Source organism: Salibacterium lacus (genome assembly GCF_042684865.1).
GTDB lineage: Bacteria > Bacillota > Bacilli > Bacillales > Marinococcaceae > Salibacterium > Salibacterium lacus.
Genome location: NZ_JBHUML010000006.1, coordinates 1 through 24473 on the forward strand (window position 1 = coordinate 1; position 24473 = coordinate 24473).

At 44.7% G+C, this 24473-nt stretch carries 10 protein-coding genes; 2 read left to right on the forward strand and 8 right to left on the reverse strand.

Annotated features, from left to right (window positions below; translation table 11 throughout):
- Positions 1–686 precede the first annotated feature (686 nt).
- Positions 687–1148, forward strand: coding sequence for a hypothetical protein (locus tag ACFSUB_RS15940; protein ID WP_380714278.1), 462 nt, complete (start codon positions 687–689; stop codon positions 1146–1148).
- Positions 1149–1173: 25 nt separating this feature from the next.
- Here ACFSUB_RS15940 and ACFSUB_RS15945 read toward each other — a convergent pair whose 3' ends face one another.
- From ACFSUB_RS15945 to ACFSUB_RS15980, 8 genes are all read right to left on the reverse strand, one after another.
- The gene (locus ACFSUB_RS15945) at positions 1174–4047 is read right to left on the reverse strand and encodes a cadherin domain-containing protein (RefSeq protein ID WP_380714279.1); all 2874 of its coding nucleotides are present in this window, start codon (positions 4045–4047) and stop codon (positions 1174–1176) included.
- Complete coding sequence (locus ACFSUB_RS15950) at positions 4044–5093, reverse strand: phage tail protein (protein WP_380714280.1); 1050 nt, start codon at positions 5091–5093, stop codon at positions 4044–4046. Before ACFSUB_RS15950 ends, ACFSUB_RS15945 begins: the two co-directional genes overlap by 4 nt.
- The gene (locus tag ACFSUB_RS15955; protein WP_380714281.1) at positions 5083–5625 is read right to left on the reverse strand and encodes a phage tail protein; all 543 of its coding nucleotides are present in this window, start codon (positions 5623–5625) and stop codon (positions 5083–5085) included. The genes ACFSUB_RS15950 and ACFSUB_RS15955 overlap by 11 nt, the downstream gene beginning before the upstream one ends.
- Before the next feature lie 308 nt (positions 5626–5933).
- Positions 5934–13544: a SpaA isopeptide-forming pilin-related protein gene (locus ACFSUB_RS15960; RefSeq protein WP_380714282.1), complete on the reverse strand. Its 7611-nt coding sequence runs from the start codon at positions 13542–13544 to the stop codon at positions 5934–5936.
- A gap of 612 nt (positions 13545–14156) precedes the next feature.
- A complete protein-coding gene (locus ACFSUB_RS15965) occupies positions 14157–14750 on the reverse strand; it encodes a class D sortase (protein WP_380714283.1) in 594 nt (197 codons plus the stop codon).
- Positions 14751–14847: 97 nt separating this feature from the next.
- Entirely contained in the window at positions 14848–20697 is a 5850-nt protein-coding gene (locus ACFSUB_RS15970; protein WP_380714284.1) for a SpaA isopeptide-forming pilin-related protein, read from the reverse strand.
- 264 nt (positions 20698–20961) lie between these two features.
- Entirely contained in the window at positions 20962–22107 is a 1146-nt protein-coding gene (locus tag ACFSUB_RS15975; protein ID WP_380714285.1) for a helix-turn-helix domain-containing protein, read from the reverse strand.
- A gap of 258 nt (positions 22108–22365) precedes the next feature.
- Positions 22366–23220 carry a GGDEF domain-containing protein gene (locus ACFSUB_RS15980; RefSeq protein WP_380714286.1) on the reverse strand — a complete coding sequence of 285 codons (855 nt, stop codon included), beginning with the start codon at positions 23218–23220 and terminating at the stop codon, positions 22366–22368.
- 174 nt (positions 23221–23394) lie between these two features.
- Here ACFSUB_RS15980 and ACFSUB_RS15985 point away from each other — a divergent pair, with 174 nt between their 5' ends.
- Positions 23395–24456: a response regulator gene (locus tag ACFSUB_RS15985; RefSeq protein ID WP_380714574.1), complete on the forward strand. Its 1062-nt coding sequence runs from the start codon at positions 23395–23397 to the stop codon at positions 24454–24456.
- Positions 24457–24473: the final 17 nt, after the last annotated feature.

The window sequence follows — 24473 nt, forward strand, 5'->3', positions numbered from 1 at the left end:
AATTGACAGACGCTTGACTTTCATTCAATTTTCAAAGGGCAGTTTGTATGCCGCCTTTCAAAGCGACAAAACCCATACTATCAGCTTCCCAAATCATAGTCAACACTTTTTAAAAATTCTTTTTGGCAAAGCTTTTTAGAATCGAATCACTGAGCTGATTCCCCTTTTCCAATGGGCGGGAAGACAGGAATTTAACTTGTCACCCATTTCGTCAACTATGCTGGTATCGTTAGGTCGCGTGTCACTGAGAATCTCCATTTTTTATCACACATCTACTTATATTAGTACGAGAAAATGATGCATTCAAGAGAAATCGCCCTTAACCTCAAAATCTGTAGTCAAACGTCCCGGCTGTTTGATACATAGAACGGAAGACGGGCTCCGAACCCGCCGCATTTGGGGCAGCGGTTGCGGATTGTTCTCAACATTGCTCAGTATAATAGGTAAAGACAGGGGAAACGGAATCTATGTTACTTCATTCATTGTGTACTACTTTTAACCGGCACGCCTATTCATGTATTCCAAGACCATCTCGTTGCAGGCTTCTGAAAAAATGAGTACGAGATATTTTTCTTGCTGGCTCTTCCTGTCAGCAATTATACAGTTTCAGAGGGTATAGTATACGAATAGTAGATAATTGATGATTAGATAGACACTTCTGAATCAGGATCAAGGAGAACATATAAATGAAAACATCAAGAAACTCACAAAGGAAACAAACCGCTCATAAAATATTTTATATACCAGTTCAGGCAACATTCTGGTTAAGTCATAGTTTTGCTGTATGTTGGATTATATTTGTGGTCTACTTATCTCTGCCCTGGATAGAAGATTTAGACCGTGTGGTAACCCAGCCTGCGGCTGTTTTGATAATAGGCGGAATAGCATACGTCCCCGGCTGTATGAACGGCTTTTTGGTTATAAGTCTGATTATTGACCGACAACCTGGTTTCAAAAAACGAGATTATTCGGTGTGTTTAAGACCTTTCAGCTGGTCAGTTGAGAAAGGAACCGCAGGTGCGCTAACATTTACGATCCTGTACAACAGCCGCTTTAAGAGCGGGGGCTGCCCGATTTCAGTTAAAGAAACAGACCGCCCACCTTACCGATGGGACGGTCTGTTTCTTTTGAGAGATGACCCTGCGTAAGGATCTGTTATTTCCAGCATGCATGTTATTGAATCATGGATAAAAATCGAAGAGCAGACAATCGCCATTCATCCATATATCGTTCTCCCGGCGCAGAAGCTTGCACAGCTACGGTGACGGCTTCATTGGTTTTTCCGGTTACGACGCCATCTTCAATCTGAATGACAATATCGTCAAGTTCCATCCATTCTTTCTCTTCATTCCGTCCGTACAGGCTGACTTTCTGCTGCAGAGGATGGACTTTATCCTTATCATAGGGAACGGAGATTGTCACCGGCTTATCAAACGGCGCCTCTGATTCTTTTTTCAGCTGAAAGACGTCACTCATTATAATCTGTCCTTCTGGTTGTTGTTCTTCCGGAAGGTCTTCTGTAACCCGTTCTACCGTAATTTCTTCGTCCCTGCTCACAGCGTTTTCCGGAAGAGACAAAGATATTCCATCCATTTCTACAGAACCGCCTTCCGGTCCGACGTCTTCGGACTCACCTTCTGAGTCGCTGTCCGTACCGCTGCCGGAGGATCCACCACTTCCACCTGAACTTCCGTCATTGGATTCATCTTCGTCCTCATTCTCAGAATCAGCCCGGGTTACAGAAAGCTTATACGTTGTTTTCGCCCCATTCTTTCCGCTCACGTCAATTGTAATCGTATTTTCTCCCGCATCAAGTGGGATGCCTCCGCTTTTTTGGCCGCTTGTCACGATGTTTCCGTTCACAGATATTGTTTCATTATCTGCCGCGGCATACGGCGTGACCTTAACCTCCGTCACGTCCCCGGCGAGCTGTAATGAATAATTTGTCGTTTCGGGTTCAAACGACAGAGCTCCGGTACTTATCTCCAGTTGTTTCAGATAAATGTTTCCGGTTTCTGTTTGAATGGTAATATCCGCTTGAGTCTGGTGCTTTCCGTCATCCGCTTCGACCGTTAACGTGTAAGAAGAACCGGATTCAAGTGCATCTGTATCCAACAGGGTAAGCGAACCGGTGGATTTATCGATGGAAAAGACATCCCCATTGCTACCCGAAGCAATCTTATAATGAACATCGTCTCCATCAGCATCAGAGGCGTCAACCGTACCAATGACCGTGCCGTTTGTTACATCATCGTTTATTTGAAAGGTTTCTTCTGCAACTACCGGCGGATGATCATTTTTGTTGGTTACCAGAACTGTTATCTGTTGAGTGGTCTGGAGCTCTCCGTCATCTGCTTTGACTTCCACTTGATACTCGTTATCTCCATTCTCATCGGCCGGCTCCTCAAAATCCGGAGCTTCGTTAAAACGAAGTTCCCCGGTTATTGTGTCCATCTCAAAATAAGACGCATCCGCGCCACCGGTTACTTCATAACCAAGCGCTCCACCATCTACATCTTCGGCTGTCACTGTCATAACTTTTGATGTGTCTTCCGGCGAAAGCACACTGTCATCCGAAGTGATTTCCGGTGCATTGTCATTGATATTTTCCACTTCCACCATTATGCTCTGTTCTACTGCCATGTCCCCATCATCAACCTGGACATCTACTTCATAATCATTGCCTGCATCGCTGTCCTCCGGCCTTTCATAATCCGGTGTGTTTTTAAATTGCAATGCCCCGGTCGAAGCATCCATGCGGAACATCGCATCATCGCTGCCGCCGGTAATGGAGTAGGCCAGCGTGTCCCCTTCCGGATCTTCAGCTTCCACTGTTGTCACGTCAGCCTTATTTTCCATCACCGTCACAGCGTCTTCCGATGTAATCTCCGGAGCTTCATTTTCATCCGTGATTGTCACCGTCAGATCTTGCGTTGCTTTATACCTTCCATCTAAAGCACTTACTATTACCTCGTATTTATTATCGTTATTCTCATCCACCGGTGCTTCGAAATCCAAATTCTCCGTTAAGGTTAACTCCCCGGTATCTTCTTTTATCTCAAAATATGAAACATCTTCACCACCATCCAAACCATAGCTCAAAGTGTCTCCGTCATCATCTTCTGCCGTCACTGTCGTCACATCAGTGTCCCCTTCCGCCAAGGACACATCTGCTCCTGACTTGATAACCGGGACATTATCATTAACATTTAACATTTCTATCATGATATCCTTTTGGGCTGTATGTTCCCCGTCATCTGCTGTGACTACTGCTTCAAACGTATTATCCTTATTTTCATCGGCCGGCTCCTCAAAATCCGGCGGGTTGCGGAAGGTAAGCTCACCGGTTTCCGGATTTATATCAAAGTGGGAGGCATCCGTTCCGGAAACACCATATGTTACGTCACCACCATCAGGGTCTTCGGCTTCCACTGTTGTCACGTCTGTCTCGTTTTCTTCAACGCTTACCGTACCAGCAGAAGTAATCACCGGCGGTTCGTTCGTCATTGGATCAAATGTGAAATTATCAAATATAAGTGTATTGGTATCAGAATGATCGTGCTCCAACTTAATCTCATCTACTTCTACTGGTTCAGGAAAGGCATAATTTTCGAATCCGTCGACTTTTGTTATCTCCACTTCTGCACCTTCGACAATATCCCCATCCTTATAACCCCGGATATAAAAAGAATGAGAGTTCACCATACCTGCTTCCAAGCTTATAAATTGAAAAGTCTCTCCATCCTTTCGCCGAATTGAAAGGGCATCTCCTGTACTGTTTCGGAATACAGCACTATTGCCGTAACCGGATGCCGCTTCTCCATAATTATCTACCTTCAGCCCTTCTACTTCAGAAGAACTCCTCTCCATAACCTCATACACAAATTCGTGTCCATCCACCTCAACAACAGAGGAATCGGCACCATCTGTCGGAAACGGTTCGTCGTTGTAGTCATGGACAACCGCCTTCGCTTCAGCCGTGATTCCCATACCGGTTATACATAAAAGAAACAGGCTTATCCCTGCACCCTTTTTAATGATTCTCATACAGATTCCTCCTCTGCTGCAGAACGAGGCGGCACTTCTCCTTTAACCGCAATGATAAAATGTACACCGAGAAACGGCTGTCGGTTGTTATGCGGCCTGCTTGATCCAGTCGGCGCCAAGGCCTCCTCTTTCATCTGTGTATCTGGAGAATCGGTGGTATATTTATCCGGCGAGAAACCTCCTGCATCGGCCCATACAGCCCCTGATGGTTCAGAAGTATCCGAGCTCCCCTGGTAACACCGGATATGGTGGTTGTGCCGGGGCATATCTTCAATGGTTAAAATTACCTTAGATGAACCTCCTTGTTCTCCCAATTTCCGCTGCGACACATCATTACCGCATCCTGCATGTATCGCCGTCCGGTTCCGCATGTCGGGAATCTGGAATTCATGATTGCCGTCTCCACCGTAAATCGTTTGTATCACTGAATATAAGGCAGTATCGTCCGAGACCGAAAGATACTGTCCATTACAGAATTCCCATCCAGCCGGGGAAAACGTTCCGGCAAACATTCGAATATCACCTGCCATAGCTTGAAAAGCGGTCGTATCCCTGGAAGGATAGATGCCCTCCACCGCGATGCAATAATTAGAAACAAGATACGGCTGCATGTTCGAATGAGGACTTCCTCCTCCTTCCTCTGCCACGGCATTGTAACGCATCCAGTTGTCCGAAGAAGCAGCATACGCAGCACCGTCGTTATCTCCCCAAACATGACCGGCCGCCTGAGCTGTATTTGTGTTTACAGTACTGGCCGACACACGATGACGGTGCTCCGGCATCTCACCGATTGTCAGCTCATGCGTTTCTTCACCGGCACGTTCGCCGGGAGATACCTCTCCTCCGGCGTGTACCATTGTCCGGCCACGCAAATCAGGCAGGGCAAATGTGCTTGTCCCATCTCCTCCGAACGTCGTACCTAAAATGGTGTACAAGTTGTAATAGGAGGAAATCGAGAGCTGTCTCCCATCGCAGTACATCCATCCTTTCGGTTCAAACGGAAACGCAAAGCAATGGATCTCACCGATAAAAGTATTAAATTCCATGTTTTTCTACCTCCTCCTGATCACTGCGCGACGGATAGACACCGGTTAACGCAATAATATAATGAACTGCTGTATAAGGCATCATATTGGTATGCGCGCCATAGTCACCTTCATAGGAAACAATCGAGGCATCCATCGTTTCATCCGGTTCTGTTTCGATATACTGGAGATACTGCGCGTCCGCCCATACAGACCCTTCCGGATTTGAAGTGGTCCCGCGGGAAGAAGAGGCTGCCGCTTTATGGGTATGACTTGGAAGATGATTTGTCTGCAGAACAACTTCTTCACGGCCTCCCGCATTCCCCATAGTGAACTCCGTTCCACTCTCAGGCGCCTGCCCTTGATGGATACCTACCCTGCCGCGGAAATCCGGAAGCGCAAACGTCTGCCTCCCGTCTCCACCGAACTGAGTACCTATTAACGAATACAGAGCTTCATTTGTGTTCACCGAAAGCAGCTGCCCATCACAGAACGCCCATCCTTCCGGCACATAATTCCCCGCAAATAAACGGACCTCTCCGATAAACGGCATGATATGATCATCCTTTCATTCCTTTTTTCAACATTCGTTGTTAACTATAGTGAACGAATCTCCAACAATGTCCAAAGTAACAAGAAAAGGTTAAAATGAAGTAAAATGGTGAAAAAATCTTATGTGTAAGCGGTCTGATTAAAAAGAAAAGCCCTGAACACCATTCAGACACTGGTGCTCAGGGCTTCTTACGTTATGGGAGGATTATTCTTTATGATGGATTACATCTTTGATATTCCATCCTCTGAGGTGAAAAGGATCAGTTAATCCACAGTCTACAATTATTTTCACCTATACATAATCTGTGCTTACTCTTTTTTTCTGCTCCTCCAGCGGGCAAAGAACCCGGCTGTCAGTAGTAAAAAACCTGCCAGGCCATAATTGAAGATAGCAGTGGATGTGTCCGGGAGTCTCTCGTTCTCCTGCTCATTTTCCACCGTTAGTTCCACTGTCTGCGTTTGGCCTTCTTCTATTCGGAAAGAGGCAGACTCGTTACCGACTGTATAACCGTCCGGCGCTTGGGTTTCAACGAACTGATAATTACCTGGACTCAGCTCATTGATTCTAATTTCACCGGATTCATCGGTGGTCAAACCGGAGTTTATAGTGTTGCCGGATGCATCCTGGAGTTCAAATTCAGCACCTTCCAGCAAACGGTCATGATTCTCTTCATCCACCTTTGTTAGAATCACTGCAGATTCTTCCTCCACAGGTGGATTATCTGTTTCCGTTGCAGGTTCATTCTCAAAGGTAAGGTCTACTGTCTCTGCCTGATTCTCCTGAATTTGGAATGACAGCGGCTCTTTGTCAGGATTGTAACCTTCCGGTGCCACAGTTTCGACAAATTCATAGTGTCCCGGTTCCAGGTTATTCACAAAGATTTTACCGGAATCATTGGTAGTAAGACCTTCTTCAAGGACTGTACCATCCTGGGTCTGAAGGGTGAATTCCGCACCTTCCAGCAGCTGATCAGGGTCTGTTCCATCCACCTTCGTCAGGGCCGCTGATCCTTCCGGTTCTGTCGGTTCACCCGGAGACGTGATTTCCTCATTTTCTTTTGTCACTGTCACCAGACTCGTTTCATCCGCTTCAATGTCAAACGCAGCCGGTGAATCCGTTTGTTCATAACCATCCGGGGCCTCAGTTTCCACAAACTGATAACTTCCGGGTTCGAGACCCGTAACCGTTATCGTTCCATTTGTTCCAGTAGTCAGTCCCTCCTGAACGACAGTGCCATCTGACTCCTCAAGAGTAAACTCAGCACCTTCCAGAACCTCATCTGTATTCCCTGCAGCTTTCTTCGTTAACTGAACAGCTCCCGGCTTTACTTCATTTTCGGCCGTTACTGTCACGGTTTCCTGCTGGTCTTCCTCGACGGTAAATTCTATCGGCTTCTCCTGTAACTGATAACCATCCGGAGCCTCGGTCTCTACAAACCGGTAATCGCCGGGGGCGAGATCCGTTATCTCTATTTCTCCATTTCTATCGGTAGTCAGGTTTTCTTCAACCATTTCACCGTCGTCTGCTTCAAGATCGAAAACGGCATCTTCAAGATATCTGTTTCCTTCCTCGTTTACTTTTGTCAGCAGAACAGATCCCTGGATCTCTTCATTTTCCACCGTAATGGTGGTTCTCTCATCCTCATCAATCTCTACTGCTGCGGGTGCCGGATCCAGCTGATACCCGTCAGGGGCTTCGGTTTCAACAAACTGGTAGTTGCCGGGATCCAGATCGGTTACAGTGATTTCTCCGTTCCCGTCTGTGGTTAAGTCTTCTTCCACTACATCTCCATCGGCTTCTTCTAAGTCGAAAACTGCTCCTTCAAGTGCTTCATCCGTTCCTTCTGACGACATTTTTGTCAGTGTAACAGAACCATCATCTTCCGGGGACGGAGTGTCATTTGGTGGATCGTCATTTTCCACGGTTACCCTCGCAGCTTCCTGTTGATTTCTTTCAATTTCAAATGGAACAGGGTCATCATTTCGTTCATAGCCATCCGGAGCCTTCGTTTCAACAAACTGATAGCTGCCGGGAGTGAGCCCTTCTACCATAAGCTTTCCGCTGCTATCGGTTGTCAACGTTTCTTCGATGACATCCCCTTCCTCATTTTGAAGTTCAAACTCAGCGCCTTCCAAAGTGTTGTCCGAATTGTCCTCATCTACTTTGGTTAGTTCCACTGATCCGGGGGTAAGCTCATTCACTGCTTCCACCTGTGTACGTTCAGACTCTCCCGTTCCTATCTCGAACGTAATCGGGGTGTCATCCAGTTGGTAGCCTTCCACCGTTTCTGTCTCAACCAACTGGTAGGAGCCGGGCTGCAGATCATCAAGAATAAGCTGTCCATTCTCATCTGTTGTCAGTCCTTCATCTATAACAGCACCGGATTGATATTGCAGCTCAAATACTACACCTTCCAGTACTTCGCCATCTGCCCCGGTTTTCGTTAATTCGAGTGTTCCTGGAATGAGGCTGTTTTCTTTTGTTACTTCCACAGGTTCCTGTTGATTAAAGGTTATTTCAAAAGGTACAGGCTCTTTATTCAATTGGTAACCTTCCGGCGCCTTTGTTTCGATGAACTGATAAGTGCCCGGTGAGAGGTCATCAACAGTAAGCGTGCCGTCGGTTCCAGTCGTCAATTCTGTCTGCAGCGTCTCCCCGCTACTGTCCTGGAGTTCAAAGACCGCTCCTTCCAGCGTTTCACTCTCTTCGTCTGTCTTTGTCAGCTCAACAGATCCCGGGAGCGGTGGATTGGATACTTCGATTTCATTCGTGTCCGTCTGACCGGTTCCTATTTCAAATGGTACCGGGGTGTCGTCCAGCTGGTAGCCTTCAATCGTTTCCGTCTCGACCAGCTGATAAGAATCAGGTGTCAGGTCATCGAGCACGAGTTTCCCATTCTCATCTGTGGTCAATCCCTCCTGCAGCACACTTCCAGAGTCATCCTGCAGTTCAAAGACCACACCTTCCAGCACCTCTCCATCCATTCCAGTTTTGGTTAATTCAAGCGTCCCTGGAATAAGACTGTTATCCTGTGTGATTTCCAGGGTTTCCTGTTGATTAAAGGTTATATCAAATGAAACAGGGTCTTCTGCCAGTTGATAACCGTCTGGAGCCGCTGTTTCTACAAACTCATAAGTTCCCGGGGCAAGGTTGTCCACCATAACGATGCCATTCTCATTACTGGTCAGACCTTCTTCGATAATCTCACCCTCAGCATTTTGCAAGTCAAATTCAGCACCAGGAAGCGGTTCTCCTTCTTCATCAACCTTCGTCAGTTCGACAGATCCCGGGAGCGGTGGATTAGATACTTCCATTTCGTTCGCGTCATTCTGCCCGGTTCCTATTTCAAATTCGACCGGAGTGTCATCGAGCTGATATCCTTCGACTGATTGTGTCTCAACCAACTGATAGGAGCCGGGCTGCAGGTCATCCAGAATAAGCTGTCCATTCTCATCTGTTGTCAGTCCTTCATCTATAACAGCACCGGATTGATATTGCAGCTCAAATACTACACCTTCCAGTACTTCACCATCTACCCCGGTTTTCGTTAATTCGAGTGTTCCTGGAATGAGGCTGTTTTCTTTTGTTACTTCTACAGGCTCCTGCTGATTGAAGGTTATTTCAAAAGGTACTGGCTCCTCATTCAATTGATAGTCTTCCGGAGCCTCCGTTTCTATGAACTGATAAGTACCCGGGGCCAGGTCATTAACAGTAAGGGTGCCGTCGGTTCCGGTCGTCAATTCTGTCTGCAGCGTCTCCCCGCTGCTGTCCTGGAGTTCAAAGACCGCTCCTTCCAGCGTTTCACCCTCTTGGTCTGTCTTTGTCAGCTCAACAGATCCCGGAAGCGGTGGATTGGATACTTCGATTTCATTCGTGTCCGTTTGACCGGTTCCTATTTCAAATGGTACTGGGGTGTCGTCCAGCTGGTAGCCTTCAATCGTTTCCGTCTCGACGAGCTGATAAGAACCAGGTGTCAGGTCATCGAGCACGAGTTTCCCATTCTCATCTGTTGTCAATCCCTCCTGCAGCACACTTCCAGAGTCATCCTGCAGTTCAAAGACCACACCTTCCAGTACTTCACCATTTATTCCAATCTTCGTTAATTCAAGCGTCCCTGGAATGAGGCTGTTTTCTTTCGTTACTTCAAGGGTCTCCTCCTGATTGGGGACAATATCAAAGGACAAGGGTTCCTCGTTCAATTCATAGTCATCAGGCGCCTCCGTTTCCACAAATTGAAAGCTTCCCGGCGCCAGATCATTAACTGTCAGTGTTCCGTCGCTTCCTGTCGTAAGGTCTGTCTGCAGCGTCGTTCCATTGCTGTCCTGAAGTTCAAAGACTGCTCCTTCAAGCGTCTCTCCTTCTCCGTTTACTTTTGTCAGCTCAACAGAACCAAGGTCTAAACTATTTTCTTTCGAGAGCTGCAGTGTCTCCGTTTGGTCAGTATTCACAGTGAACTCTACAGGTGTTTTGTCGAATGTGTAACCCTCCGGTGGCGCGGTTTCCACAAATTGATAGTCACCGGGCTGCAGGTTCTCTACCGTGATAATACCGTCGTCTCCGGTCGTTAACTCCGTCTGAAGATTGTTTCCATCTGCATCCTGCAGCGCAAATTCGGCGTCGGCCAGCGGATCACCGTTTTCATCCGTTTTTGTCAGTTCGACCGTATTATCATAATTCATATAAACACCGACACGAGATGGTTCGACAGGCTGTCCTTCATCCGTTGCCAGAGCAAAGGAATTCCACGCTGCCCGGGATGTCGGATCAATTGACGGATCAAGCACATCTTCCGATACTTCTGACTCGGACGGTGCCTGCATGGAGAATTCCACGGTAATATCTTCTCCGGCAATCCACTGCGTATCATCCGCCAGCTCTATTTTAAAAGTGTGAATGGAATTCCAGTCGCCTACTTCTCCAGCCGTCATCCAGTTTGGGGCTTCTGCTACAGTCGGATTGCTGAGGGTTTCGGTTGTTTCGGGATAATCGGTATTTCTCGTTAAATCATCCCGTTCCGGCGTTTCAGCCGTGCTGTAGAAAACATTCACTTTGTCCTGCCATGGTGCAGGCATGGTAATAGGTCCCGTAAGTTCCGGTGTGAACTGACTGCCTCTGTCCACATTGTCTGTAATACCAAGATCACCGACGGAAGGCATCACATCCATGAACGTCATATAGGAAATATCCGTTCCGGACGTGTTTGTAAGATTTAGCCTGTAATCGATAGATCCATCCGGTACAGTTTCTCCAAATGCACCAAAGCTGTCATCCAGTTCGCCTTTTACCAGCTTTTTAGTCTGAACATCATACTGCCCTTGAATAATATAATGATTCCCGGATTTCAGACGCGGCTCCTCACTTACTCCATCCCCATTTAAATCGTCTGTATCTGTCTGCAGCGTCGTATCTGTCACGGCTGTTCCACTGCTTTCCGGGGCTTGTAATGCCTGATCCCCTGAGAAACCGTACACATCAAATGGAAGCGAAGTCGGAGCACTCTCTGCAATGGTTACATCCAGTTCAGCAGACGTCCCGGTTCCCGGGCGTGCGAAATCGTCATTCCAACTCACGTTAACAAGCTGGCGTCCGCTTCCATTATAGTTGTCACTCAATACCTCATAGGACCCATTATCAGCACTCGTCCTTCCATCCGTATTGGTATAGGATGCGTTGGGGCTGTCGTTTACCGTTATACCCGGAGGAAGCAGGGTGACTGTCTCAAGCGGAGCTTCCATCGCAAGCGTAGATGTATCGATGGTGTTCAGATTGATTCTCATCCGATTTTCCCCATGTACTACTTCTCCGTTATCCCGGTCAAGCAGTTCCACCCCGACATAACCCGTGGGCGGCTGGTCAGTTGGTTCGGGAGCGATATTTGCCGTTCTAGGTCCGGCAATATGATCAACATCTTCCTGATGATAGGTATAGTTAAAGCTGTTTCCCGCTCCGTCTGTCCCGTATACGTTAAAAGTATTCTCCACCTCTCCCGTATAGCCGGGTTCAACATTAAAATAGTATTTTGCCATACTGCCATTCAGCATACCAGATGGCGCATTAGTAAACTGATATCTTATCCTGTCCACCTTGTCTCCGGGATCCAAACCTAGCTCTTCCCGCGTGTAGACTTCCCCTTTTTCTGCATCCGTTACCACCGTGCTTGCACTTGAAGCACTTTCGGTTCTGACAAGAATGTTGAATACCGGTTCTTCATCCAATGGAATATTATTTGGATAATCGGCACTCGGCCGGTATTTAAAATTGTCCGGTGTGATGAGTTCATCAAACGTCAGGTTTTCGTCCACTCTGTAAAGGGTATTGTAGCCATCGAAGTCTCCTTCCTGGCTTTCTGACAGAGGGGCAATCCCATGACGGAATCCGAGTAGCGCATCGTCATATACCGTAGGATTGGGATTTTTATTATTGAAGCTTCCCTGGTCCCCTGATCCATCGACCGGTCCGATATGAGCCGGCACATAATAATTTCCTTCCAGTTCGCCATCGGCTGCTTCTGAACTCGATATTTGTACCTGGTCGGAACCATTCGATGTTTGTGTCGAATCGTCAATAAACGTAGCACTGGCAGAAACATTGTTCTGTTGTGTCGTACCAGTTGTACCATCATCTACGGTCAGCCATACTCTGACCGCCTCGGAAAAAAGCTCCGTGTCCGCATTCTGCTGTTCATTCAATGTCGGTGCATCGAAATTCCACGTTAATGTTTTGCCGTTTTGCTGCGGAGCAGGCCCTGTTTCCATGCCATCGAAGCTCAGTCCGTCAGGTATGGTATCTTCCAGAACAACCTGTGATCCTTCTTTCATGTACATCTGTCCGTCTTCGTTTTTCGGCAGGTCAACCTGAATTTCCCATAACGTTCTGGCTCCAGGGGATGGTATATTTAAGTCGTTGTTCTCCACTTCCAAAAAGCTTTTGGATACGTCAACCGCACTTGATGTCGTAATGTTTACTACTGCGTTATCCGTAATAGAAGACTGCTGGTCGGCAGAAAAAGACGCCGACGCTTCCAGTTCTGCATTATTCGGCGAGGTGCCGTTTTCAGTGTCCACCTCCAGCATCGTTTCATATGTCTGCCCCGTTTCAATGGAATCAAACTGATAGATTAATTGGTCCGTGCTTTCTTCATAGACCGGGCTCACGCCTGCAATGGCTAATTCACTTGTATCCTGGGTAAAACTCGTATAGTCCTTTATCGGAAGATCGATAGTTATTCCTGCATTCGTATATTCCGCTTTCGAACCAGTTACTTTCACAGCCAGTTCATAAGCGGCGGCTTCCCCTGAAATCGTTGTATCTGTATGAGGAGAAATATCGACATCGACATTCAAATTTCCCGCAAACGGAGTGATTTGATCGTCATTTTGTGTCTCATTGTTTGTATCTTCCACATCGCTCGTTGTGCCATTGTCATTTGTTGCTTGGGTTTCATCTGCCTTCTGTTTTTTCTCTGTACTATTTGTTTCAGCTTGTCCAACCAGTTCGTCCGAAACAGTAATAGAATATGTTTCAGATTCTGTCATACTTCCGTCCATCTCACCACGGAGAGATATGTTTTCGTTCTTTTCCGAAAAATCTGTCATTACAAGATCCGCCTGTAACGTTGAAGGTTTGTCTATTCCTGTTACCGTTACCTGATGATTCTCTTTATCATAATGTAGTTCTCCCTGCTCTGCCTTCGAAGCCTGTTTATCAAAAGAAGCATGTTCAGGAAGATCTGCTACCATACTTTTCATTTCTGTTTGTGTTGAAACGTCGATAGATGCCCGGTTCTCGTTAATGTTCTCTGTCATTGAAACACTAAAATATTTCTTTTCAGCATCAGCGGGTTGGACAAAAAGCGCAGACTGCCCAAACTGAGAGAATACCATAACAAATAATACTAAAATTGAGAACACTTTTCTCATTCAGAAGCCTCCTCTACTCAGGGTTAATCGTGGTTTTGCTTCAAAAATGGTTCGTTTCACTGCCCTCCTTGTTTTTAGAATTCGTAGTTTAAATTTCATGAATTCACTGAATATTTTATCATATGATGTCATATTATTGAACCTATTATAAAAATTGTAACGAAATAGGAAGAAAAGCAAATTGTCCAACTTTTTCATTACGTCTATCGTGGTTTTCTAAATTCACGTAAATCAGCCGACTTCAAGTCATTGGTAGTATCAGAGGGAATCTCTACGTTATACAGTGTAAACAAAGATTTTAAAAAATGTACATATTAATTACTCATTGTCTTAATTCATACATGTTTTGTATGGTACTAATATTGATAATTTGGTGATAATTCACAACTTAATATATGTACTTTTTATACCTATTACAAAAAGTCCGGAGACTACTTCCGGACTTTTTCAATAAATAGACCCTTCCCCGCCGTATATAATAGAGGGTGAATTATCTGCATCAAATTTTTTACTCCGACCTTTTCCTTACCCTGCTCTGCGGAGCCATCTACTATAACCGAAGTACTTTACCAGCTGACCATAGGGAAGGTGTCTCCGGCATGTTATGATGCACTATTGCACTGGAGAGGCGTATGTCACATAGCGTTCCGGGGCAAATCCTACGTAATCAAAGGGATAACATGTGCTTACTACCAGTTTTTCTTCACGGGTTTGTCCGATAACAGAGGTATTATCTGCAGAAACGATTTCTTCTTTTTTAATTTCATACTCATAGGTGCCGTACGGCATTCTTATAATATAACGATCGCCGATTTCAAGTTTACCAAAGTCTCGAAAAACGGTGTCCCTATGTCCGGATAATACAATTTGATTCCCCTGCCCGGGGAATGTAGTCTGAGCCACATGACCGACCCCGCTTTTCAACGATTCTTCGTCTGCCCCTTCCACGATAGGGATTGTACGGTTTAACTTTGGAATCTCAAGCGTTCCAAACGCTTCTTGATCTTCGGGCTCATATTGATTAATCTTCTGCTGTCGTTCTTGGCCGTTATCTATGGAGGACGAATCCTCTCTTCCATCCTGCACTTTTTCTTCCGCTTCTATCATAGCTTCATTGCGGGATTGATGATGGTCCCAGAATTGATAGCCGAATATGCCGATACAAACAATACCAGTCACAATGAGTAGATTGCCTATTACTTTCATGCCAACCTCCTTCTCTCATAATGTCTAATTAATCGGCAATGGAAAGCAAAGCTGCCGGAGCATATCCACTATACCGGCAGCTTTCATTGAATCTGTATTATACTTTTCTTCTACGCCGGATAAACAATCCTGCCAGAAGGGCGATGATACCCGCAAGGCCGTAATTGAAAGTAGACGTTGATGTGTCAGGGAGCGCCTGCCCTTTCTCAGCATTGTTGTCTTCCTCCCGGCCATCTGCGGAGTCTCCCGCCTCTTTGTCATCTCCCGGACTGGTTGGGGTATCCACATTCTCATCCGATGGGTTCTCATCAGAAGATGTATCATTTGATGATGGTACGTTCTCCGCGAGCACGCTTACTGCCTCGCTCTGATCAGCTTCTATAGTGAAGCTGACAGGACTGTTATTCCGTTTATATCCTTCCGGCGCTTTTGTTTCGACAAACTCGTACGTACCCGGCTCCAGATTGTTCACGAAAATCTTACCGGAGCTGTTCGTGGTAAGTCCTTCTTCCACAACGGTTCCTTCTTCGGTCTGAAGCGTGAACACCGCTCCTTCGAGCAGTTCATCTCCATCCGTTTCATCCACTTTCGTCAGCGCAACCGATCCTTCCGCTTCTTCAGGCGGTGTGGTTTCATCCTGCTGCGATTTTTCATTTTCCACCGTTACTTCCACCAGTCCTGTACTGCCAGCTTCCATGGTGAACGCTGCAGGGTCGGAAGTTTGTTCGTACCCTTCCGGGGCTTTTGTTTCAATAAACTGATAGTCTCCCGGTTCAAGATTTGAAACCGTGACTGTTCCAGCCGCACCGGTTGTCAGCCCTTCTTCCACAACCGTACCGTCCTGCTGCTCAAGGGTAAACACTGCGTCTTCAAGCAGTGTACTGCTGTCATCGGCCGCTGTCTTTGTCAATTGAACCGTACCCGGCTGTGCTTCATTTTCAGCCGTAAGCGTCACTGCTTCCTGCTGACCTTCCACAATAGTGAAGTCCAGAGGATCATCACTTTGTTCATATCCATTCGGAGCCTCGGTTTCTACAAACTGATAATCTCCCGGCTCCAAACCAGTTACCGATATCTCGCCGTCTTCATTGGTAGTAAGACCTTCCTGCACAACTTCCCCTTCGTCGTTCTCAAGGTTAAATACAGCTCCCTGAAGGGTGGAAGGCTGTTCACTGGAATTTGTTTTCGTCAGTAGAACCGATCCCTCCGTTTGTTCATTAGCGGGCTCGTTCGTCACCGTGACAGTGGTTTCTTCATCGTTCTGGATCTCAACATCCACCGGTGAATCATCCAGAATATATCCTTCCGGTGCCTCGGTTTCTACGAACTCATAATCACCGGGCTCCAGTCCGGTTACTTCAATTTCACCGTCTGCATCTGTAGTCAAATCTTCCTCGATGACGTCGCCGCCGGAATCTTCCAGATCAAACGCAGCACCCTCGAGTGCTTCATCTGTATCTTCCGCTGTTTTTGTTAAGACAACCGATCCTTCTTCTTCCTCTGGGTCAGGGTTCGGAGAAGGATTGGACGTATCAGGAAGCGGGCTGTTTTCCACCCTTACCACAGCTGATTCATTGCCGCCTTCTTCAATTTCAAAAGAAAAAGTATCTGTGTTTCTCCAGTAATCATATGGAGCTTCCGTTTCAATGAACTGGTACTGACCCGGAGCCAGTTCGTTAACCGTCAAGCGGCCGTTCTCATTTGTTGTGAGCCCTTCCTCAAGGGTTTCACCGTCTCCTGTCTGGAGTTCAAACACAGCACCTTCAAGGTAATTGTCAGGATTGTTCTGCTCCGTCTTTATGAGCTGGACACTTCCCGGATACAGCTCATTTTCAACTGTAACAGTCTCCTGCTCGACACCTTCTACTGTTTCGTATTGCTTAATAGTAAAGACTTCTGGTTCTTCATTTGGTTTATATCCTTCCGGAGATTCCGTTTCAACAAACTCGTATGTCCCGGCATCCAGGTTTTCTACAACGATCTTTCCATTTTCACCTGTCTCAAATTCGTCTTTGCCATTAATCTCAAGCGGTTCTTCCGCTCCCTCTTTGTAAATCTCAAACACTGCTCCCGCAAGAGTAATGTCCGGGGTGTCAGTATCAACTTTCGTTAGTTGAACCGATCCCTGTATCAGACTGTTTGCTACCTCGACTGTTTTAGTCCCTTCTTGACTGTCTTCTATCGTGAATTCCACCGGGTCTTCAGCCTTTTGGTAGGTTGTTGGAGGGGTGGTTTCAACGAACTGGTAATTACCAGGAGTAAGGTTCTCTACGGTTACCGTACCGTCTTCTCCCGTTTTCACACCCTCACGTATAAGATCTCCGTTTTGCTTTTCTACGTTGAAAACGGCATTTCTCTTGATTATTTCTTCAGTATCAGCATCGACTTTTTCTAATTTAATTGATTTCGGATTTTTCAATTCATTCTCTATCGTTATAGACTGTTCTGTCCCCTCCACGTTTATAGTACGAGGGCTGTCACTTTCCTTATAACGTTCAGGGGCACTGTCTTCCCGTAATTCATAAGTCCCTTGAACAACGTCATTGAATACAATTTGGCCGTCTTGATTCTCACCTTCTCCTGTTACACCAGACATAAGTTCTACGCCGCTATCCGGATCAATAAGTGTGAACTCAACACCATTAATAGGACCGCCGGTTGCAGGATTATTTTCTTCGGTTCCAACATCCTGCTTGTTTATAGTTAACGTTGCAGGATCTCCGCTGCCATCACCAATTGATCCGGAACCTTCGCCGGAACTCCATCTCGTTTGAACTGATGTTCCTGAATTGTTGGAGTCTTCTTCTACTTCTTCGCCAGAGACTGTTAAATCATTGGTCAGTTCTGTTTCCTGATTGGTCTGGATGTAAGATTGATACTCAATGATGTATGGACTGCTGATATTGTTTTTATCACCAATGAAGTCAAGCTTGAAGCCAGCTTCGCTTTCCGAAAGCATCTCGTACGTTTCATCTTCGGTTATTTCTGAGTCTTTGGTGACTGTTCCATCTGCAGCTACATTAGTGTTATAAACTTTGATAGTATCCGTTAAAAGCATTTGCGGACCAGTCAAACTGTCTTCTACTTGAACGTTATTAATATCAGCCTGCGCCCCGTTAACAACTACTTTCCAGTCAACAATTTTGCTGTCTTCTGGCTGATTACCACTTTTGGCTGCATATCCTCCGCCGTAATTAATATCTTCCGTAGCGGTAGTATTAAAATGTTCAGTGTCATTTGTGGTAACAGTCACATCATTTGAATAAGTGTCCTGAACATAGTTCAAACCATCTAAACTTGTTTTGTACGTAATCAAGTAGAAATCTGTGATTTCACGTTCTCCAAAGTCAGCTGTGAACTCATCTTCTGAAGCATTAATGTCTATATCCCCACTATCAAGAGTAGCGACAGGCTTCTTACTTATTTCATCAACACTGGTTACTCCCGGATCAACATTATATACTTCGATAGTACCTTCCTGCAGTTGTTGATTGCCTTTGACGGTGTCCGTTACCTCGACGTTGTTTAGTGATCTGGTATCGTAGTTGACACCTATGTTCCAAGTAATCGTTTGATTCTCCGCATTGTAACTGCCGTTTTTAAATCCGTTATCTTTCGTATTATTGTTTGGATTAAACTCACGGCTTACGGATTGGTTTCCACCGGACCATTTTACATTTGCATCATTTTCAAACGATTCATTATTGCCAGGATTAAATTCAAAGTCGGTAGTGTACTCGATTGTTGTATTTTGATTAACCGTAACACCGTCGTTAAATTTGATAGTGAAACTACTACTATCGGTCGTGAGACTATATTGATTGTCGTCATAACCACTTACTTCAATACTATCTTCTTGGAGTGTGAATCCTCCCTGCATGGTATCGGTGATGGTTGGAGCTGTCATTGTCCTGTCGTCTTTATTGAGAGTGATAGTCCAATCAACGGTTTTGTTTTGATAATTGACGTTTTCATCAGGATTGCTCTTGCCGATAATGCCCTGTTCAACGCCTACCGTAGCTTCATCCCCTTCCGTGTGCCCTGAATAATTACTGGAAACACTGTTGGTTACGGTTTTACTATTAATAACTCGGTCTGATGCCTCAGTAGTATATGTTATTTTGTACGCATCCGATACAGTGTCATCTTCAGTCAAGCCGGCGAGGTCCAAGTTGAACGATGTAGTATCAGACGAGTACTTATAAGATGAAACTTCAGTTGTTTCGGCTGCGCTTCCATCGCTGTTATCGAAGGAGTCCACCTGTTCGACTGTTACATTATCAGGCATGACAAAATTGTCTGTGTTTCCTTCATGACTAAGTGTATCTGAGATAGAAGCTTCATTTGCCGGAATATCCTGTTGGTTGTAGTTGTACCGAATTGTCCATTCGATGGTTTGAGTACTTGAATCGTAATTTGAACTTACTTTTTCAAGCGGCTTGCCGCGTTTGGTAGTGACTGTTCCGGATTTTTCTTCTATAGCTCCCGAATTTCCGGATAGCGTTGCATTGTTTTCATATTCTGTTGCATTCTGTCCCTCGAGATTGGTTGTATAAGTTACTTGATAGGCTCTGCTTGTGTCAGCACCTAAGTTCATTTCTATTTCACCATTTTCATTCACTGGTGAAGAAACGTTAACTGCATCACCAATACTCCATGTTCCATCTGCATTGAGATTAAGATAATTCACTTGCAGCGTATCTTCTTGAAGACTCATATTGTCGCCTAACGTATCTTTAAATACGGGATTGGTTATTTCGGCCCGGCTTTTGTTAAACCGTACCGTCCAATCTGCAGTATCAGCGTTATAATTGGATGAGGCCTCGCCTGTTTTACTCATCTCAGTGTTTACATCCCCTAAGTTTACCGGGACAAATATTGGGTCCCCACCTTCAATTGGTGTAACCTCGATTTCATTGTTTTTGTTCACTTCCTGGTCTGAGGATATACCAGACTGAAACTTGATATTCCAGTCTACAGAGTTTCCTTCTATATTATCCGTAAATGTTACTGTGACTTCCCCGCCTTCAGTGACGGTAAAGGATCCTATTTCCTGCTCGCCGAAAGAGATGGGTACCTCAGTAATTTGTTCATAAACTTCGAATTCTTCAGGTACATTAAATGTTAAAGTGGTCCCTTCCCCGTAACTGTGATCGCTGCCGAAACTAAACTGATATTGAGCCTCGTATTCTGAATCCGAATCTATGCCGTTTTCCAAAACATCTTCGCCTTCATCAGTCATCATATTGAACGAGTCTAAGTACTGACTTGGATTGTCAACTTTGTCTTTGATATCGGCAGCGTATGGCTCAATGGCTTGCTGCTCATTCATTTCACTTCCTGCAGAGCTTCCTTTCCCATCTTGGACACCAGTTTTATCCGTTGTCGTTTCGTCCCCTTCGCTGCCAGTGGTGCTTCCATCATCAACGGTAGTATCACTGTTTTGTTCTCCACTGTCAGGCGACTGATCCGCGGTTTCATCTGTACTGCTTCCTGATGAGTCGTCTTTAGATCCATCCGTACTTCCTGTGCCGTCCGTGGATCCGTCGGTACTTCCGGAACTATTTTTTCCATCGTCTGTTGTGTCTTGATTATCGGTAGAATCGTTACTTCCATTTCCATCTTGGGTCTGTTCGTCCGTGTTGGTTTCCTGGGTAGTGTCATCTCCACCACTGGAACCATCTGTACTGTCAGTGCTGTCCTGAGTGTCATTTGTACCGGATGTGTCACCGCTGGTTTCAGTACTGGTGTCCGGCTCTGTTGTTTGGTTGTCCGTTCCGCTGCTCTCGGTCTGCGTATCATCGGTTCCCGATTGTTCGGCGGCAGCAGTCACGTCCGCATCACCGGACTCCTGCGCCATGACAGACGACGTGAGTCCTGCTCCACTCCCTACCAACTGAAAGATCAAAATAAAGATGATAGCAGAAATATTGAGTTTCCTAACCAAAATCCTTCCTCCTCTAAACATACAAAAATCGTTCAATCCCTTCGATGAACGTTTAAAAACACCACTAATCGGGCATGGTCCCCGTGGTTACCCTATGCCTGTGCTTTTAGTATAAGAAGCACACCACTTTTTTCAGTATCTTAAAATGTACTGCCGTTGTATGGTGATAATCATTATTAATTTGCGGTAATTAACAATTAAAAATATATGGATTATATACATAAAAAAACCGGGAGGCAAAGCTCCCGGTTTTCTTAATAAAATCTATGAACCCTGTTTCCGGTACTGCATCGGAGTACGTCCGGTAATCCGCTTAAAGGCCTTTGTAAAATACGTTTGATCATTAAAACACAGCATCAGCGCGATATCGGACAGCGGCATATCAGAATAAATAACCAGCCTCTCCGCTTCTCTTATTTTTGACTCCAGTATGTACCTTTTAAGAGTCACGCCGCATTCTTCTTTGAACATCGTGGAGACGTACCCAGGTGTGAGATTCATATAATCAGCAACTGTTTTGACATCCACCGGTTTCCGAAGATGACTCTGAATAAACTCACGTACCTGCCGGGTAAACGGACTGTACCCCTTGTTGCGTTCTTTTTTCATAATATAGTAAAAAGAGTTCAGTATCTCCGTTTTCTGTTCATTCAGCTGATTCAACGTATCGCTGTTTTCTATCTTTGATAACAAGCTTCGGTTCATTGTCATCACTTCAGTAGAAGTCACCCCGATTTCAATCAGCGGCCTGGTCAAAATGGCGCATAAAACAATGAGGTAGTTTTTTAATTCTCTGACAGGAGCTTCTGAACCAAATGTCATGTCTGTCTCCTGCTCCAGATTTTTAAGCATTTCAAATCCTTCGGGATCTGTGTTTTTAAAGTATTCCAGAAACTTTTTTTCCTGTTCATATGGATGATAGACATAGTCCATACCCGCTTCATTCATCCCTTGCGTGATCCAGTCATATTCGTACGCGATGCCGGGATAATAGTAGAAATAATGGCGGATCATACTGTTGACCATCGTACGTACATAGTGATGCCTGTACTTATAAGGTGCGTGTGCTTCCTCGGCCTGCAGCCCGTCAGGCAGATATACCAGACATTCATCAGGAACCGCGTCAGCCGCCCGGTACGGACCTGTTATGAAAAATCCCTGCAGCGTCTCCATCCACACAGAGAAAAAGTAGCACCCCTCTCCTTCATCGTACAAAAAACATTCCACGTTCTCCACCCGATTGTACAAAAACTCAAAAATGGACTGTCCTTTGGAGAAAGGTGCTGCAAACTGGAATGCAGATTTCTCATGGCATGCACTCGAATAATACCCAGCAGCGAGACCTGTCATGTCTGATAGAATCGAAATAAGTTCATTTACTTTAGTATGATTTGAGTTGGATATTGTCACTGGCATCTCCCCTTGTATCCAAATAGTAGTATAACGATGTTATCAACTGACCCGTTTTATCGGAGACTCATTTCCATAAATGGTCCCATGACAGAATCAGGGTTTATGGTGGTCAGGATTGGACCCGGGAATGTAACAAAACCGTTCGTCAAGTATTGTGAGCACCCGTACCACCCTTGGGCTTCCAGGTTATTTGCAGGTATTTTCACCTCAAATTTAACGATTATTATTGTTTCTTTGGTGTTGTTCCGATATATCTCATTCGTCCCTATTAAGCTTATTTCTATTCTTCTCCTTATACATCGCCATATCTGCGAATCTTAATAAATCTTCCTCTGCTTCCCCATCGTCTGGGTACACGCTGTATCCCATGCTTATGTCAACCATAAAAGATTGATGGCCAACCATTACTTCTTTACTAAACTGGAGATCAATACTATCTTTGACCGCATCGATATCCATAGTTTGATCGATGATCATGAGAAATTCATCTCCGCTTTTTCGAAAAACTTTTCCTTTTCCCTTACAGGCATTCACTACTATTTCGGCACACTTCTGTAATAAACTGTCTCCTACTACATGACCAAATTGATCATTTATTTTCTTGAAATTATCAATGTCAATAAATAATATACCTATTTTCGATTTGCTTTGTTTCATCTTTTCCGCTAAAAGTTCCCTAAAGCTTCTTAAATTAGGGACTCCAGTAAGTTCATCTATATAAACTAAACGCTGCAGCTCCTCACATTCATGGAAGGTTTGTATCGGTGTAAGTAGTATCATATAAATATCTCTATCTTCACTGTAATCTGACATTTGAAAAAATGTTTCAACTTTTTGTTCGTTTTTATCCTTTAGATATATATAATCAAACCATAAGCCATTTTGTTTGACGTTGGAGATTACTTGATTCCACCAAGGCACGTCCTGCCTCAGGATATTTGTAATATTTGCTGACATTAAGTCATTTTTTGATCCATACACTATATCCAAAAACACATCATTGGCTGATAAAAGATTTCCATTTGCATCTGTTAAAGCTACCATGGAAGACTGCACAAAGCTCATCGAAAAATTCATTATCTCTTTTAGGAAGCTATGGGACTTTTGCACCGCAGATACCTCTTCCTCCTTTTTTTATCCATTTATGTTGATTCTAAATAAACAATCTAAACAAATTCTGAACATTGGATGTCATCATCCAAGCTTATCAAAAAACTCAAATAAAAGTTATAATATGTTTGTCATCTGCTATTTTTTTAAAGGGGGATATTGAATTTGAGAATTATGCTGGTTGATGACGAACCTCACGTCCTTCATTATTTAGAAAGACTGTTAGAAGAAAAAAAGGGTGTAGAGGTCGTCGGTAAATACTTCAATTCGTATCAAGCTATAGAGGAAGCGCTGAAATATAAACCTGAAGTTGCTTTTCTTGATATTGAAATGCCTGACATACAAGGGATAGAACTTGCCGGGAAAATTCAGGAGGGCTCCCCTGAAACACAAATCGTTTTTGTTACAGCATACAGCCAATATGCCGTAGACGCCTTCGAATTGAATGCCGTTGATTACCTTGTAAAACCAATTCAACGTGAACGGTTAAATAAAACCATTCAGCGTATTAAGCAGTTCTTACCATTTGCAATTTCAGGTAAAAATGGTGATTCTTTCGTATATTGTTTAAAATGCTTGCAATTCAAAAGATCGAAAGCAAAATTTCCAACCACTGAAATACACTGGAGAACATCAAAAGCCAAAGAATTGTTTATGCTGCTGCTGCATTATAGACAGGTACCCGTTCGAAAAGATGTGCTCATAGAAACGCTTTGGCCTGGACACGATAGCGAAAAAGGTATGGACTTACTATATTCTACCATTTATCAGGTTCGAAAAACGTTAAAATCGAATGATATTGATATAAAAGTAAATAGTCACGAAGACAGTTACATACTTAATCTGAATGGAACGAAAGTAGATGTCGATGAGTGGGAAAAAGGAGTATTAGCATTACCCGTAATATCCGACGACACGCTCTCTGAATATCAGAAGTACTTCGACATGTATCATGGTGATTACTTGGCAGAAGTGGATTATATCTGGGTGGAAGCAGAAAGAGAAAGGCTGCGGTCTCTATGGCTGAATCTTGCAGCACAAATCACTGATTTCTTAATCAGCAAAGGAAACTACACTCCTGCTATCACCATGTTCCACACGATACAAAAACGCTATCCTTTTATGGAAGACAGCTATTACAAGCTGATGCATTTATACGAGAAAAAAGGAGACCATTATTCTTCAAATCAACAGTACTTAAAACTTAAAGAAATGGAAGCTGGTGACTTGGAATAAGTCACCAGCTTCCATTT